We start from the raw sequence: 17006 nt of genomic DNA, 5'->3' as shown, positions 1-17006 counted from the left end.
AATATTGTAAATTAGTTCACAAAATTAGTAAATCTTAGAGGTAATTGTAAATGGCTAAGACACAACAAAAAGAGACAATGTCTGAAGAAGAAAAGAATAAACAAATTTACGACATGGTTGATGACTTAGTAAAGAAATCACATGTTGCTTTGGATCAAATGGCCAACTTCACTCAAGAACAAGTTGATAAAATCTGTGAAGCAATTGCTACTGCCGGTGAACAAAATGCCTACCCATTAGCAAAAATGGCTGTAGAAGAAACTCGTCGTGGTGTTCTTGAAGATAAAACCACCAAGAACATGTATGCTAGTGAAAACATTTGGAACAGCTTACGTCACGAAAAGACTGTTGGCGTCATTGATGAAGATAAAGAACAAGGTTTGGTAAAGATTGCTGAACCTAAGGGTGTTATAGCTGGTGTTACCCCTGTAACCAACCCAACTTCAACCGTTATCTTCAAAGCAATGCTTGCTTTAAAGACTAGAAACACAATTATCTTCGGCTTCCACCCACAAGCTCAAAAATGTTGTGTAGCAACTGGTAAAATCCTTCAAAAGGCTGCTGAAGCTGCAGGTGCACCAAAGAACGCAATTCAATGGATTGAAGAACCAAGTTTGCAAGCAACTACTGACTTGATGACTAACCCAGGAGTTCAAACTATTTTAGCTACTGGTGGTCCAGGCATGGTTAAGGCTGCTTACTCATCTGGTAAACCAGCTATCGGTGTTGGTCCTGGTAACGGTCCTTCATATATTGAAAAGTCCGCTAATATTGAACGTGCCGTTTACGATATCGTTTTATCAAAGACATTCGATAATGGTATGGTTTGTGCTTCTGAAAACTCAGTTGTTGTTGATACAGAAATCTACGACAGAGTTAAGGAAGAATTCAAGAAGTGGAACTGCTACTTCTTAAAAAAGGAAGAAATTAAGAAGTTTGAACAACACTTCATTGACCCAAGACGTGGTACTGTTGCAGGTCCTGTAGCTGGTAAGTCAGCTTATGAAATTGCTAAGCTTTGTGGTGTTGATGTTCCAAAAGACACTAAGGTTATCATCGCTGAATACCATGGTGTTGGTAGAGAATTCCCACTTTCAGCGGAAAAACTTTCACCAGTCTTCACTTTATATCGTGCTAAGAACCATGATGATGCCTTCAAGATTTGTACTGACCTGATTAACTATGGTGGTCGTGGTCACACCGCTGGTCTTCACTCAAGTGATAAGAAGATCATTGATGAATTTGCAATGAAGATGGATGCTTGTCGTATCTTGGTTAACTCACCAGCTGCCTTAGGTGGTATCGGCGACCTTTACAACAACATGCTCCCATCATTGACTTTAGGTACTGGTTCATACGGTGCCAACACCTTCTCACACAACATCGGTGCTAGAGACCTCTTGAACATCAAGACAGTTGCTATGCGTCGTGACAACATGCAATGGGTAAAAGTTCCAGCTAAGACCTACTTCGAACACAACGCTGCTAACTACTTACGTCACATGCCAAATGTAAACCGCTTCTTCATCGTTACTGATGAAGGTGTTGCAGATCAAGGCTTTGCTGATGAAATTACTGATATTATTTCTAAGCGTAGAGGTGCTAAGGAATACGAAGTATTCAAGGCTGTAACTCTTGATCCAAATACTGACGTAATTAAAGACGGTGTTCACAGAATGAACATCTTCAAGCCAGATGTTGTCATTGCCATCGGTGGTGGTTCAGTAATGGACGCAGCTAAGGCTATGCGTTTGTTCTACGAAAACCCAGACATGACTTTTGAAGAAGCTTACCAAAAATTTTTGGATATCAGAAAAAGAGTAGTTCGCTTCCCAAAAATTAACGGCGTCCAACTTGTATGTATCCCAACTACTTCAGGTACTGGTTCAGAAGTTTCACCAATTGCCGTTATCAGCGATGCTAAGAGTGGCATTAAGCACACCTTGTGTGACTACGCTTTAACTCCAGATGTATCAATCGTTGATGATCAATTTGTTCAAACTTTGCCAAAACGCTTGATTGCATGGTCCGGCTTCGAAGCATTGGGTCACGCAATTGAAAGCTATGTTTCAACTATGGCTACTGACTTCACTCGTGGCTGGTCATTAGAAGCTATCAAGATCATCTTTGGCAACTTGAAGGCTTCATACGATGGCGACTTGGATGCACGTAAGAGAATGCACGATGCCGCAACTATTGCTGGTATGGCTTACTCAAACGCCTTCCTTGGTTTGGAACACTCAATTGCCCACACAGTTGGTTCAACCTTTGACATTCCAAGTGGTGTAAGTGACGCAATTGTATTGCCACAAGTAATTCGCTTCAATGCAAAGCGCCCAGAAAAGCTTGCTATGTGGCCTAATTACTCAGTTTACCGTGCTGAAAAAGACTATGCTGATATTGCTAGAGCTCTTGGCTTAACTGGTACAACTGATCACGAATTAGTTGAAAAATTGGTAGACAAGATCATCGAATTGGCTCACTCAGTTGACATTAAGTTGGCCTTCAAGGATTACGGCGTTGACAAGAAGCAATTCGAAGACAAGGTTGATGAATTGGCTGTTAAGGCTTACGGTGATCAAAACACTGTTACTAACCCAGTTGCACCACTGATCAACCAAATCGTTGACTTGATGAAGGATTGTTACGACGGTAAGGGAATTTCTAATAAGTAAAATCGCGTAATACTTAATAAATACCTGAATTCCAATTCTGAAGTTTAAAAAACTTATAAAAAAAGAAATCATGGCTCAGTGTCATGGTTTCTTTTTTTATAAATAAAAATTATGATTAGAAATCAAAAACAATTATTTCTCAAGTGCTACAAAATGGGCTTTAATATAAAGTGAAAACGCGTGGTGCTAGTTAAATCGTTCTAGACAATATGCCATATTATAAGCTAAAATGGCAACTTCGAGTCTCTCTTGAAAACCTGCTAAACTTCTAGCTCGATTATTTTCAGCGTTGTAGTAAGACAAAAGCGAAAAATCACTCTCGATGGTCCTTCTGAGTGCCATTAAATAGTGCTTATTGTGCTTTGGAGCATTCTTCATATTTTTACGATATGGTGTCCAAAGCGTATAGCCCATTTGCTCTAAGCGCTGATGCAGGTTTTTGCCCAAATATCCTTCATCGCCTAAAAGGTAACGATTGTCAGGATGAGCGTTAGTAATCAGTTCTACTGTTTCCTTAGCATCATGAACTGAGGCCTTGGTTACGATATAATCTAGCAAGTAGCCGTCGTCGCTAACAATAGCGTGAACCTTAAAACCATAATAATAGATTTTTTTGGTTGCCTTATAGCCAATATCGGCATAGCCGCGAAAGATCTTTGCTCGACGATTGCGAATTGGCTGACAGACTGGCACAGGAAAGCTATCAATAATCAAAATGTCGCCTGACAGATCTACTTCCTCATTAAGGCCGTGTCGAATTAAATAGATCAATGGCAAAAGCATGCGTGCTCTGCGATTAAAGCGAGAGTGAGATAAATTAACAAGCTTTTCACAAAATCTTCTTTGAGATTCAACGCCCAATGAAGCCTGCCAAATAAGCAAGGCCAGAATAGAACTGTCAGATATTTTACATCGATTGATATTCCGTCTTTGCTTTAATGCATCTGGTGCATAAAGTTTGTACAAACAGCGACAAATTATATTTAAACGACTAAAACTAACTTGTGTTAGGATGAGAAAAACGCTTAAGCTTAGGGTAGTTCAATCTAGTCAGACTCTTTTCTATTAATATGTTTACAAGTCGAGTCTAACAAGATTGGACTTTTTTTGTTAACTAAAACGATTTAACTAGCACCACGCTTAAAGTGAAAATATTTTTTAGCAAAGGTGGGGTATAAAATGTCAATTAAAGATGAAGCTCAAGCAGCACATGCTAATTTGCTTGCAAAAACAGATCCAGAAGCTCTCGAAAGAATTAATCACTTTGCCTTTGATGAAGTACAAACGATGTAGATTTGCCAGACAGAACCAAAATGTTGAGTACGTTGGCTTAATTGTTAGGCTGTCAAGGATTAGATGAATACAAAATTATTCTGCCAGGTGCCTTAGACAACAGTGTTAGTCCAGTTGAGGCAAAAGAAGTTTTGTATCAAGCTCCTGACTATTTGGGTTTAAGCAGAGTTTTGCCATTCTTCAAGGCAAACAATGATATCTTGACTGCACGAGGCGTAAAATTGCCATTAGAAGGGTAAGCAACGACTACAATGAATCGGTCTTGAAAAAGGTGAAGAGACGCAGATTCGCTTATTTGGGCCTCAAATGAAGGGCTTTTCTAAGATTGATACCATTCATAAATAGTTGGTTGATAATTGTTTCGGCGATTACTACACCAGAAAGAGCTTAAACGATAACGATCGTGAAATGATCACATTTTGCTATTTAGCTGCTCAAGGTGGAGTAGAGCCACAGCTTTTAGCTCACTCTAAGGCAAATATTGGGTTGGGAAATGACAAGGAATTCTTAACCAAGGTTGTTTTGCAAAATGAACCATTTATTGGGTATCCAAGAAGCTTAAATGCAATTAGAATTATTAATGAAGCGGATAAAGCAATCAATGGTTAAATTTTAGGCAAATAAAAAATCGGCTAAGTTCAATTACTTAGTCGATTTTTTTCGTAATCATTAAGAAAATATTTTAAACTAGCATTTTTATTAGCTTAATTCTTTAATAATGTTCTCCAAAGTTTCCTTGGCTTCATCTTGGATAGGAGTTGCTGGGTGTTCCTTATCGTAGTTGTTGAGCCAATCAAGACGATCTTGCATTCTTCTTGCTAAAGTCTTTTGGTATTCAGGATCGTCTAAGTGAACTTCGTAGCCATCAATTGGCAAGTATGAAACGCCTTTGAAGTTGCCGAATGGCTTAAGGTCGCTATCAGTGATTGAGCCGTTAGCTAAGTCTTCAATAATCTTCTTAGTAACTTCTTTTGGTACGTCCTTGCCCATGAATGCATCAGTGTTCAAGATGTAGCAGCTTGCGCCACGTTTAGTGAACAATTCCTTGAAGTCTGTGTAGTCGCCAGATACTGGATAAGCACGGAATGGGTCTGCGAATGGTTCGATAACCAAAGTGTTCATATCGAAGCCCTTAGGCAAGTTTTCTGCTGAAGTTCTCTTAGTAGCTAAAGTACAACCCATAGTTGTTGCTAAAACTGGGTCGTCAATCTTCAAAAGTGGTGGTAATGAACCGTCTTTCATAATCCAGAACAAAGCAGTGATTGGAGCTTTTTCGAAGTCAACACGGTGAGGACTAGTGTAACGAGTCTTGATAACACGACCGTTGTTGTTCCGCAAGTCTTCGGTTACGATTACTTTCTTGCCGTCTTCGTCTTGAGTTACGGCACAGTTCATAATTGTGGTGTAGTACTTGGTTTCGTGGTGACCTGCTGGGTAGTCGTGAGTCTTATCGAAGTATGAAGGCTCAAGAGCTACAGATGAACCATCTTCACGTGAAATAATGAAGGCATCGTCGTGCAAAACAGTAATGTCATACTTGCCATCGTACATTTCGTGGGTCAAAGTTGATTTACCTGAACCAGACAAGCCATAGAATGCGAATACTTTATCGTCTTTATCAGTGAAGTGGAATGACTTTTCACCACCGTGGCAAGCAGTGTAGCCGTGACGGTGAGCGATAGCCCAAGCTAAAGTCAAAGTACCTTTCTTCAATTCACCGAAGTAACGAAGGTTGAAGACAGCAGCACAGTTATGTGGAGCGTCAAAGACGCCTAAGCCCTTTGGGTAGTCTGGATCAGTTACATTTGGATCGAAGTAGAAGTAGATGTCTGGTTCGTTATAAACCTTTGACTTCTTGTACATTTCAGCAACTTCATCATCGAAGAAGTGGAAGTTCAAAATGTATGAAAGCAGGTTGAAGGCTTGATCTTCAGGCATCATAACGTGAGCCTTAACAGCAAATGTTGGGTCAAGACCTACCAAAACAGTAGCTTTTAAATACTTTTGCTCATGACCGGCATAAATATCTTCACGCAAGTTGCCAGCTAATGCTTCTGCATCTTCCTTAGGATCGTCAGTGAAGTGACGAGCACTGGCAGTTCTGCCCAAAATCTTGCCGTGGTTGTAAACTAATTGGGTTGCACCTTGTGGCAAGCCTAATTCTTTAGTATGTAAAATTGGCAAGTCAGTTACAATAACACCTGATTGTTTTTTAGCTAAATTGTAAGCTTCAGCAACACTAGTTACTTCGTGAACATTGTTACCATAAAAAGCACTTTCAATGGTAGCGCGAACGCGACTAAACATTGGATTTGCTTTTCTTAATTCGTCTTGAGAATAACGTTCCTTTGTACTCATATTACCGTATTTCCTCCTTCTATCTATCTATATGAAAGCGGTTTTATTTATCAACACATCTATAATAACATATTTTGATAACATTAATTCAAAAAATAAAATAACCTGTTATAATAATAGAACATACGTACGGAAAAGAGGGTCGGTAGCTTTGAATTTCAACGATTTAAGCAAGTTTGTTTTTAAAAAATATGGCTTAAAATTTTTTCCGGCAGTTCCCGGATCAACCGAGTTATACCTCTTAAAATCACCAGTTGATGGATCATATTTTGCAATGATGTCGCGTATTCGACAAGGTGACCATTTCATTGCGACGCTGGATTTACGTTGCGGCAGTTTTTCTGATATGATTCGGGATCTGCCAGGATTTTCAACGCCATTTAGATTAAAAATCAGCGATTGGGTTGGTGTGTGGTTGAATCAAGTTCATCGGGATGCAATTGAAAATGCATTTGATTATGCCTTTAGATTGGCGATGAATGGAGAAGAGGACAAGGCAATTGATCGGCAGCCGTTTATTTACGTTCCTGGTGAAGCAGCCGATGAAAAATATCAGGCACAGGCGATTAAATCACGAGACAAGACCCTGGCAAAAAAACATGAGCAAGATGTCCCGGCGGCAATTCAAAAAATGCGGGCCAGTTACGATTACAGTATTTTGCCTGCAAAAGGGAAGGCCAAAAATTTTTACCATCAAGCACAGTTGATGAAAAATTATCAAGACAATTACCCAAATCCTGTTGTGTTTAAACGCTACTATCCAGCCTTTCATGATATGACGGTGCCACAATTGCGTACATATTTTACTTGGCGGCAAAAAATTAGAAGCGGAGAGTATGAAAAGACCAGCACTTCGTATGCCTTTGTCTATGTCTTTGAATTGCTGAACAATGTTGGAATCGATGATCCGGCGGAAGGGTTTAAGCAGCTGCGTATTTTTCAGAAAAATTATGTGCAGAAATTTGGCTTAGAACTTGAGTCCTACCTCAAGCAATGGCTTAAAGACTATGTTTTGTACTATCATTTGCCGCAAAAGAACCAGTTGGTTTTTGCAGATGAATTGAAGCAAGACTTGCAATATCATATCTTGCTTCATCCAGAGGATTATTCTGCTCATGAATTGCTTGCTGCAGTGAAGCATTTTTCGACTTATTTGGATAAAAATGTCACTGCTAAAAAAATGGGTCCGCAGTTTGAACAAGTATTTAAAGAAATTTGGCAGGTTGTATTGCAAGCCAAGCTGAAAAACGGTCAAGATTTCTTTAGTAAATATATCGCTCAGCGACATCTGCTGGTTGAGAACTTATTTGCCGGAGCAGTTTTTTATTGGCGAAATCATGACTTTGAACCACTTGTTGTTGATTCAGAAAGAAAGTACTTTTATCAAAATCAGGAATGGTATTGCAGCAGTTTGTTTCCTATAAAAAGACAAAAAAGTGAACTGAACGCCTTTTTGCATGAAACGGATCGTCTGCTTCGAGAAAAAATGCATTTTGGTCAAAAATTAAAACCGCGAAAACTCGAAAAAGAGTTTTTACAAGCAATTGCTGATGGCATTGCTGAATATCAAAAGCAGGTTGAGGAAGCTAAGAGACCCCATATCAAAATCAATTTTGCTAATCTTGATCAAATCAGAGCTGATGCATCAGAGACACGTGATAGTTTACTGATAGATGAAGAAAAGCAGCTTGAAAAAGAAGAAAGTCAGCAGCCTGTTTTGCCAAAGAAATCAGAAACTTTGAAGACGGAAAACAATTATGGTTTAACTAAAGATGAAATGCATCTGTTAATGGGCCTTCTTAATAATGAAGATTGGCAAAGCTACATTAAACAGCATCACCTAATGGTTTCAATTTTAGCTGACGGAATTAATGATAAGTTGTTCGATGAGATCGGGGATGCTGTCATTGATTTTAACGAAAATAATCAACCAGAAATTATTGAAGACTATCTTCCAGATTTAAAAGAAATTTTTTAGGGGGTAAATAATTAATGCCAGAGAAAAAACGGCGCGTTCCCAAAAGAATTGCACAAACAGTTTTAAACTCGCTTAAAGGTGGAGTAGTGCCGCGAATTGGTCTGCCTTATATCACTGTAGGCCGCAAGGATGAAGTTGCTGCATTGCTGCATGATGTGGATATTATTGCAGAAGGTGGAGCTTCTTTTCGTTTTATCGTTGGACGTTATGGCTCCGGAAAAAGCTTCCTGCTGCAAACGATTCGCAATTATGTCATGGATAAAAATTTCGTCGTTGTTGATGGCGACTTGTCACCAGAAAGACGCTTGCAGGGAACGAAGGGACAAGGCTTGGCTACTTATCGAGAATTAATTCAAAACTTGTCCACAAAGACTCGTCCCGAAGGTGGTGCGCTAACTTTGATTTTGGATCGGTGGATAAATTCTGTGCAAACTCAAGTAGCACAGGAGACCGGGCTAAATGATGCTGATCCTAAGTTTGAGCAGGAAGTCGATAAAAAAATTTATGCGGTTATTTCTAATTTAAATGAATTAGTACATGGTTTTGACTTTGCCAAACTATTGAATATGTATTACCACGCTTATATGGCCGATGATGATAAAACCAAGTCAAAAGTGATCAAGTGGTTTAGAGGTGAATATACGCATAAAACCGAAGCCAAAAAGGAGCTGGGAGTTAGCGTAATTATTTCCGATGATGATTGGTACGAATACTTGAAGCTGTTTGCATCTTTCTTTAGACAGGCTGGTTATAGCGGCTTAATGGTGATGATTGATGAATTGATAAATATTTTTAAGATCCCCAACTCAATCAGTCGCCAATATAACTATGAAAAAATTTTGACGATGTACAACGATACTTTGCAGGGCAAGGCAAAATATCTGGGAATTATTATGGCTGGTACGCCGCAAGCTGTAGAAGATCGGCGGCGGGGCGTTTATTCGTATGAAGCTTTGCGTTCTAGACTAGCCGAAGGAAAATTTGCACAAGATGGTGCCCGGGACATGTACGCTCCGGTTATCAAGCTTGAGCCGTTAACTGCGGAAGAAATGCTGGTTTTGACGGAAAAATTGGCAGATATGCATGCGGGACTTTACGGCTATGAGCGTACGATTACGGATGACGATTTGGCTAAATTTATTAAAATCGAATATGCTAGAATCGGTGCAGATACGAATATCACTCCGCGAGAGATTATCAGAGACTTTATCGAATTGCTTGATATTGTTTGGCAGAATCCAAAGACCAAAATTGAAGATCTGCTCAATTCAGAGCAGTTCTCTTATGCAAAATCAGAAGCAGTTTCTGATAATAAAGATGATGATTATACTGAATTTACTATTTAAAGGAATGAATCATGGACGTTTTTGATCATTATGCACCATTTATCCAGGACTATATCTACGAGCATGGTTGGCAAACTTTGCGTCCGATTCAGGTAGCAGCGGCGGAAGAGATTTTTACCACTGATCACAATGTCTTGCTTTCTGCTTCAACAGCATCAGGAAAAACTGAAGCTGCATTTTTCCCGATTCTGTCCAAAATAGCGCAGCAACCAGCAGATTCAATTCAAGTACTGTATATTGCACCACTCAAGGCATTGATTAATGATCAATATGATCGTTTAACTGACTTGTGTCAGGATACAAATATTAAAGTTTGGCGCTGGCACGGGGATGTAGCTCAATCGCAAAAGCGGAAAATGTTAAAAAAGCCTTCCGGTATTTTGCAAATTACGCCGGAATCATTAGAAAGCTTTATGATTAATAAACATATGGACATTCCGCATCTCTTTCATGGATTGCAATTTATCGTCATTGATGAACTTCATTCTTTTTTGCGCAGCGATCGTGGTGGGCAAACTTTTTGCCTAATAGAACGGCTGTCCAAGTTGGCAGGCGTAAACCCCAGAAGAATTGGCCTGTCAGCAACAATCGGCAATTTAAAGGCAGCAGCAGAATTCCTTGGCGCCAGCAGCCAACATCAAACCGTTGCACCAAAGGTGCAAAATCAAAAACAGGTTTGGCGGCTTTCGATGGAGCATTTTTACCAAACTAATCCACAAGCTGGGGATAAAGATTTTGATCCTAGTGAAGTGGGTGCTCCGAAAGCCGATCAAGCACCGGCACTGGCTGATCCTGGAATTGGCTATATTTTTGAACATACTCGTGGCAAAAAATGTTTGGTCTTCACCAATAGTCGTGAAGAATGTGAGGCGGTTTGTCAGCAGCTCAGAGAATATTGTCAATATAATCATGAGCCAGATCGCTTTTTAATTCACCACGGAAACTTGTCGCCAGCATTAAGAGAAACAGCCGAACAGGCAATGAAGGACGAGGATTCTTACATGACTACCTGTGCAACGGCTACTCTAGAATTAGGGATCGATATTGGACAACTAGAATCGGCTTTTCAGATCGATGCGCCGTTCACCGTTTCTGGTTTTTTGCAAAGAATGGGACGAACGGGCAGAAGAGGCAATCCACCGGAGATGCACTTTGTTATGCGCGAAGAGCACCCAGAGTCACGGGCAATGCTGCCGGATTTGATTCCCTGGTCTTTACTTCAAGGAATCGCGCTTGTGCAGCTATATTTAGAAGAAAAATGGGTCGAACCCCCTGAGCCGAATCGGTTGCCATATAGTTTGCTCTATCACCAAACGATGAGCACTTTGGCATCTAGCGGTGAAATGAGTCCTGCTGAACTGGCTTCACGTGTTTTATCGCTGGCTTATTTTCATAATGTTAGTCAAGATGATTACAAAATTTTGCTGTGGCATTTATTGAAAACAAACCAAATCGAGCGCACTGCAAATGGTGGTTTGATTCTGGGCTTAGCCGGTGAAAAAGTTGTGAATAACTTCAAATTTTACGCAGTTTTCCAAGAGAATGAAGAATTCAGCGTTCATGCCGGAAGCGAAGAATTAGGTACCATTGTTAAGCCGCCTCCAGTCGGTGACAAGATCGCAATTGCCGGACGCGTTTGGGTAGTTGAAGATATCGATCGCAAGCGCCATCAGGTATATTGCCATGGCGTTGATGGGCGAATTCCGGCCTACTTTGGCGATGTGCCAGGAGATATTCATCCCCATATTTTGCACAGGATGCGGAAAGTTTTAGCTGAAAAAACGATGTATCCATATTTGCTTAACAATGCCAAGGCACGATTGACACAAATGCGCGATACTTGCAATATTGCGGGCTTGCCTGAAAAGCAACTGATTAGTTTAGGTGGCAATATGTGGGTCTTTTTCCCTTGGACTGGTTCTTATGCTTTTTTGGCATTGGAAAGACTGCTTAGAATCAAATGCGCAGACCGCCTAAATTTGCGTGGCTTCAATTCTTCGAGACCATATTTTATGGAGTTTGCGATGGACGCAGATGCTGATGAATTCTACAAAATATTGCACGAAGAAGCGGAAAAGGATTTTGATCCCATGGATTTGGTTTATCCCAAAGAAGTTCCAGTTTTTGACAAATATGACGAATATTTGCCAGATAAATTAATTAGAAAAGAATTTGCATACAGCGTATTAGATATTAAAGAAATGAAAAAATGCGTTAATGCAATGTTTAAAGAAAATAATTGATCATAAAGATGATAAAACTTGCTTTTATCATCTTTTTTCTTTGAAAAGATTCAGTGATGATGCTAAATTGATAAGGCACCTAACTAATATGGTGGTTAAAATGAATCAAGAATTATATGAAAAGTGGATAAAATTGATGCGCACCAATACAAAATTTATCAAAAATAGTAAACTAACAATAAGTAAGTAAAGAAGAGAGGCATTTTTATGATTCACAATTCAACTATCGATAAGCAAATCAATCACCGTTCAATCAGAAAATTTAAAGATCAGCTTTTATCGCCAGAACAGCTCAAAACTTTGTACACAGTTTTTCAACATACAGCAACCAGCATGTTCATGCAAAATGCTTCCTTGCTCCACATTACTGATCCTGCTAAAAGACAAAAGATCCAAGAGTTGTGCAATCAAAAATATGTTGGTGCTGAAGGCGACTTGTTTATTTTTGTCGTTGATTTGTACCGTAATCAGCAAATTCGCCAGCAATTGGGCAAAGATGATGGTCGCGTTCACACTACTGATATTTTCTTTCAGGCAATGGAAGATACTATCTTAGCTTTTCAGAATGTGGCTAATGCTGTGGAAAGCATGGATTTGGGCTACGTTCCTCTTGGGACAGTTAATGATCATCCAAAGAAGATGCTGGCAACGCTTGATTTGCCTAAGCTTACTTTCCCAGTTTTGGGGATGCAAGTTGGCGTGCCTGATCAGAAACCACAATTAAAGCCGCGTCTGCCGCTTAAATTTACCTGTTTTGAAGACAAGTATAACAAGGACTTTGATGTCAAAGATTTAGCTGACTACGATCAAGTAGTTACTACTTATTATGATTTACGGGATGCCAATAGAAGAATTGATTCTTTTACTAAACAAATCACAGGTGCCAAACTTAATAATCATAAGACTGACCGGGATGAATTGCCGGAGCTTCTGCACGAGCAAGGACTTTGCTTAGATTGGAAATAGGCAAATAAAAGATTGTATGAGACAATAATTTCAGGAGGAATGGTATGCCATATTCACTTTCTGAGATTATTGTCTTATTTTTTACTTATTCAGTTGTTGGCTGGCTCTGGGAAATGGTCTATCGTTCATTAAAAGATGGTCATTATGATTACCGTGGCTTCTTATTTGGGTCGTATTGTTGCGAGCTTGTTTGAATTTGTTGCTAGTTTATTTTTGGAAAAAGTTTTCCACATGATCTTATGGGATTATTCAAATTTGTGGGGCAACATTCAAGGCAGAGTTGCGCCTGTGATTTCGCTATTCTGGGGCTTTGGCGTCGTTATTTTGGTAAAATTCATGCAGCCTTTTATTCAAAAAGTGATCAATTGGGAAGAAATGAAGACGCATGGTGCCTTGGCAGCGATGATTGTTGTAGGGATGGGGACCGACCTTGTTCTTACGATTATCAGTGTTAGAAGATTTCATGCTACGACACAGATGTGGAATGAAAGGATCAATGCGCGACTTGATAAGTTGCACGCACGTGTTGAACAGACTACTGATGATTGGAAGCTCGGAAAGAATTTGGCTAATTGGCATGAAGATATGATTAAACATATTGATGAGATTCGGCCAAAACGCAGATTGAGTTGGAACCAGCGGCGTTTGATCAATAGTTTTGCGAAGATGAAGTTTGATGATGCAGAGCGCTTTGAGAATTTGAAACAGGATTTGATCAAGCGAGGATTATTAAAATAGGATTTGTACATTGACTGACATTTTTGGTATAATTCTCTTGTTACGAGTGATGCCGAATTAGCTCAGTCGGTAGAGCGCTTCCCTCGTAAAGAAGAGGTCGGCAGTTCGATTCTGCCATTCGGCATAAAAAAGTATAATTTTACTTGATTAACCTTGATTTTTTAACGTTTTGCGAAGATAAGTTAAGGTTAATTTTTTTGCGTAAAGGTAAATGATGCACAATAAGTGCACTCTGTTCTTTTGTTAAAGTGCAATTTTTGCACGCGGTTTTTTGAGAGTGGAATAATGAATAAAGACTCTTATCTATGAAAGTAGGTCAGGGTCTTTTTGTGTATCAATATAAAAATTATAAGGATTTGCTGTAAAATATATTTATAAAGATTATATGAGGTATTTTAATGGCAAATAAAAATTTGACTGAAGCAAAAAGAGCTAAAAAAGATGAATTTTATACAAGATGGGAAGAAATAGAAAAAGAAGTAAATGCATACCTTGAATACAACAAAAATATGTTTAGGGATAAAACTATTTTATTGCCTGCTGACGATCCTTTTGAAAGTAACTTTTTCAAATTCTTTGCAGTTCATTTTAATGACTTTGGTTTAAAAAGATTAATTGCTACAAGTTATGATTCAAGTCCTGTAGTAAATACTCAGCTATCTTTATTTGATGATGAAAATCAAGTTACTAATACTTCGAGTAAAGCATATAAAATTGATCTAACTCATGTAGTAGATTTTAATCATGATGGTAGATTCAACATTGAAGATGTTGAAAAAATGCTCAACCAAGTAAAAATGTAGGTTTCGTATTTCAATTTTATAATCTCATCCCCAATCTTAATGTTGAGGAAAATATACTTCTTCCGATTCTTCTCGATGGTAAAAAAGAGCTTGATGAAATTATTGACATTGTTGGGCTTTCAAACAGGCGTAAATATACTCCGCATGAACTTTCAGGAGGTCAACAACAGCGTGTTGCAATAAGCTCGTGCCCTTATAAATAACCCTGAAGTAATCCTTGCAGATGAACCAATCGGAAATCTTGATTCAAAAACCGGAACAGAAATAATGGAACTGTTGCAAAAAATAAATTTAGAAAAGAAAAAAACTATAATAATGGTAACTCATTCAAAAAAATCTGCTGAATACAGCACTCGAACCATATTAGTTCAAGATGGAAAAATCATATAATAAAAAATTTTTTATGTTTCTTGCATTTTTTTAAATCATATGATATAGTAACTGTTGTGTTAGTAAATCGATGGTTTAATCAATTTTTGTGCATTTCACTCTTCATTTTTGGAGATATGATATGAACCTTAATTAGTTTAATCCATAATGAAGAGGAAGTATTTAAATGTCAGATAAAACTATAGTATGTAAAGATTGTCACAAGGAATTCGTATTCACTGAGGGTGAACAGGAATTCTACAAGGAAAAAGGTTTCGAAAACGAACCTCAGAGATGTCCTGAATGCAGAAAAGCAAGAAAACAGAAAAGAAGAAACTTCAGCAACAATAATTATAGATAGTTTTCGGGGAGGCCTCAGGGTCTCCTTTTTTATTTGCCTTAATTTAATTTTTATTATTTTAACTATGTTTACAAATTTCTAAAAAATAGCCGTCCGAAGACGACTATTACTTGTTTTTAGTAACTTTTAAAAACTTCATCTTTTATGAACTGAGACGTAAAAGTTGGACATTTATAGACTAATTCATTAAGGCTTGATTCCGATATTCATTCGGAGTCAGGCCTTTTAGTCTGCTCTTTATCCTTTCTTCGTTATAGTATTTGATATATTTTTCAATAGCTTCCTTGAGCTGTTTTAAGCTGTGATATTTGTATTCTTGGCCGTAAAACAGCTCTGTTTTTAGAAGGCCAAAGAAGTTCTCCATCAGCCCATCATCAGGAGAATTGCCTTTTCTGGACATGCTTTGGGTAATGCCATGAAGCTTTAGCTCGTGCTGATACATCGGGCTTTGATACTGGCAGCCCTGATCAGAATGAAAAGTTAGTGCATTTAAAGCTGGATGCTTCTTAAAGGCTTTATGAAGCATTGAATGTCTGGATGACGAGAAATTGAATAAGCAACGATATCGCCTGCGCAGCCGTCAAGAAGTGAAATTCAGTAATATCCGTATGCCACTTCATGTTAGGCCGAATAGCAAAGAAGTTGTGTTTGATCAAATTGGGCGCAATCTTGCCAATAGTTCCTTTGTAGCTGGAATATTTGCGCTTGTTGCGTCTAATTCCTTTAAGCCCAACTTTATGCATCCAGTATCTAACCGTCCGGTCAGTTACTTTTGAGCTCTCGCGCCGCATTTGCAGTGCAATTCTGCGGTAGCCATAGCGCCCTTTATGGTGTTCGAAAATGTGATTAATCTTTGCCAGCAGTGCAGGACGTTTGCACTTAACTGTTTTCTTGGACAAAGTGTAGTAATAAGTGCTGCGAGCAATCCAGGGCAATGATTGGTCTTTGGTAATAATTTTGGCCAGCTGATCATAGCTTAAATGTTCTTCCTGCCTTAGTTCAGTGATTGCCTGGGCTATTTCTTCTGATGTTTCTGATCCAAGGCGCTTAGTTTTTTTATATAAGAGTTTCTGATACGCAGCTCGAAGTTTTCCTGCTTCAGCTGCTTGATCTCGGCTTCCAGTTTCTTGTGCGACTTCTTTTTGCTCTTTGTCATGGGCAGAAGGCCGTCCTTTCTTTCTGATAACGACATTATACTCATTTTCTTTGTATTCTCGCACCCAATTAACTAACATACCTCGACTTCTTAAACCAAGTTCTAATGATATCTGAATGCCTGATTCTTGATGTTTCAATACTCTGGCAATGGCCGCTTCTTTAAACTCTTTTGAATATTTTTTATTTGGCTGATCTAATATTTTAGCACCATACTTATCAATTAGTTTTAAAAGATACGTGAGAGTAGAACGACTCAAATTCTCTTGACATGATAATTCATTAAAAGAATATCCTTCATGTTTCCATTTACGATATAACTCTAGTTTTTGTTGTTTAGATAATTTAGACATAATAAAAGACCCAAAAGTTGTCTAACTTTTAGGTCTCATATCACAATGCAGGACTTTTTTAATTAATCTTCTACTTTTTTAGCATCATTCATAGCCTTCATGATTGAAGGGTTCTTTGAATGACAATCCTTGATGATTTGTAAATCTTCTTCAGACAATTTAACTTCATATTTAGCCATAGAATTTACCTTGCTTTTTAGAATTTCATTTATATTATAGGTCAAATCGGCTAGAAACAACAAAGAATTCTTAAAAGTCACGGATTTTCTTTGCAAGAATGTTGCCAAATATTGCAAAAGCTGATTCAGTTGCTAGATGCAAACGTACGTGCTTTCATTATACAAAAGAATGGGAAAAGCTTGATATAA

Annotated in this window: 9 protein-coding genes, 1 tRNA gene and 4 pseudogenes; 11 read left to right on the top strand and 3 right to left on the bottom strand. The window is 38.5% G+C overall.

Annotated features, from left to right (window positions below):
* The first annotated feature begins 50 nt into the window (after window positions 1-50).
* Window positions 51-2675 (top strand): bifunctional acetaldehyde-CoA/alcohol dehydrogenase, encoded by a 2625-nt coding sequence (gene adhE, locus D0Z64_RS05710; RefSeq protein ID WP_127345728.1) that lies wholly within the window; start codon window positions 51-53, stop codon window positions 2673-2675.
* Window positions 2676-2861: 186 nt separating this feature from the next.
* Here the strand turns inward: adhE and D0Z64_RS05705 are convergent.
* Window positions 2862-3720, bottom strand: a pseudogene (locus D0Z64_RS05705) (IS982 family transposase).
* A 134-nt stretch (window positions 3721-3854) separates the two neighbouring features.
* Between D0Z64_RS05705 and D0Z64_RS05700 the strand changes: the two are divergent.
* A pseudogene (locus tag D0Z64_RS05700) lies at window positions 3855-4577 on the top strand (carboxymuconolactone decarboxylase family protein).
* Window positions 4578-4667: 90 nt separating this feature from the next.
* On the opposite strand, the gene D0Z64_RS05695 reads toward D0Z64_RS05700, so the two are convergent.
* The gene (locus D0Z64_RS05695; protein ID WP_080881675.1) at window positions 4668-6326 is read right to left on the bottom strand and encodes a phosphoenolpyruvate carboxykinase (ATP); all 1659 of its coding nucleotides are present in this window, start codon (window positions 6324-6326) and stop codon (window positions 4668-4670) included.
* A gap of 151 nt (window positions 6327-6477) precedes the next feature.
* Between D0Z64_RS05695 and D0Z64_RS05690 the strand changes: the two genes are divergently transcribed.
* The 9 genes and pseudogenes from D0Z64_RS05690 (at window position 6478) to D0Z64_RS05650 (ending at window position 15130) form a co-directional block, all read left to right on the top strand.
* Window positions 6478-8304: a TerB N-terminal domain-containing protein gene (locus tag D0Z64_RS05690; protein ID WP_080881674.1), complete on the top strand. Its 1827-nt coding sequence runs from the start codon at window positions 6478-6480 to the stop codon at window positions 8302-8304.
* A 14-nt stretch (window positions 8305-8318) separates the two neighbouring features.
* Window positions 8319-9650 carry an ATP-binding protein gene (locus D0Z64_RS05685; protein ID WP_080881673.1) on the top strand — a complete coding sequence of 444 codons (1332 nt, stop codon included), beginning with the start codon at window positions 8319-8321 and terminating at the stop codon, window positions 9648-9650.
* Window positions 9651-9661: 11 nt separating this feature from the next.
* Entirely contained in the window at window positions 9662-11893 is a 2232-nt protein-coding gene (locus D0Z64_RS05680; protein WP_080881672.1) for a DEAD/DEAH box helicase, read from the top strand.
* A 207-nt stretch (window positions 11894-12100) separates the two neighbouring features.
* Window positions 12101-12859, top strand: a complete 759-nt coding sequence (locus D0Z64_RS05675) for an NADPH-dependent oxidoreductase (protein WP_080881670.1) — start codon at window positions 12101-12103, stop codon at window positions 12857-12859.
* Between the two features lie 44 nt (window positions 12860-12903).
* Window positions 12904-13597: pseudogene (locus tag D0Z64_RS05670) on the top strand (putative ABC transporter permease).
* 51 nt (window positions 13598-13648) lie between these two features.
* Window positions 13649-13721, top strand: a tRNA-Thr gene (locus D0Z64_RS05665).
* Between the two features lie 274 nt (window positions 13722-13995).
* The gene (locus tag D0Z64_RS05660) at window positions 13996-14400 is read left to right on the top strand and encodes an adenine-specific methyltransferase EcoRI family protein (RefSeq protein WP_080881669.1); all 405 of its coding nucleotides are present in this window, start codon (window positions 13996-13998) and stop codon (window positions 14398-14400) included.
* A gap of 26 nt (window positions 14401-14426) precedes the next feature.
* Window positions 14427-14603 carry an ATP-binding cassette domain-containing protein gene (locus D0Z64_RS08805; RefSeq protein WP_406565682.1) on the top strand — a complete coding sequence of 59 codons (177 nt, stop codon included), beginning with the start codon at window positions 14427-14429 and terminating at the stop codon, window positions 14601-14603.
* A 353-nt stretch (window positions 14604-14956) separates the two neighbouring features.
* Window positions 14957-15130 (top strand): zinc-ribbon domain-containing protein, encoded by a 174-nt coding sequence (locus D0Z64_RS05650; RefSeq protein ID WP_006351752.1) that lies wholly within the window; start codon window positions 14957-14959, stop codon window positions 15128-15130.
* A gap of 178 nt (window positions 15131-15308) precedes the next feature.
* Here D0Z64_RS05650 and D0Z64_RS05645 read toward each other — a convergent pair.
* A pseudogene (locus D0Z64_RS05645) lies at window positions 15309-16638 on the bottom strand (IS3 family transposase).
* Window positions 16639-17006: the final 368 nt, after the last annotated feature.

The organism is Lactobacillus amylolyticus (assembly GCF_003999355.1).
Lineage (GTDB): Bacteria > Bacillota > Bacilli > Lactobacillales > Lactobacillaceae > Lactobacillus > Lactobacillus amylolyticus.
Note: the sequence above shows the minus strand (reverse complement) of the source record. Positions and strands in the feature narration are given on the sequence as shown.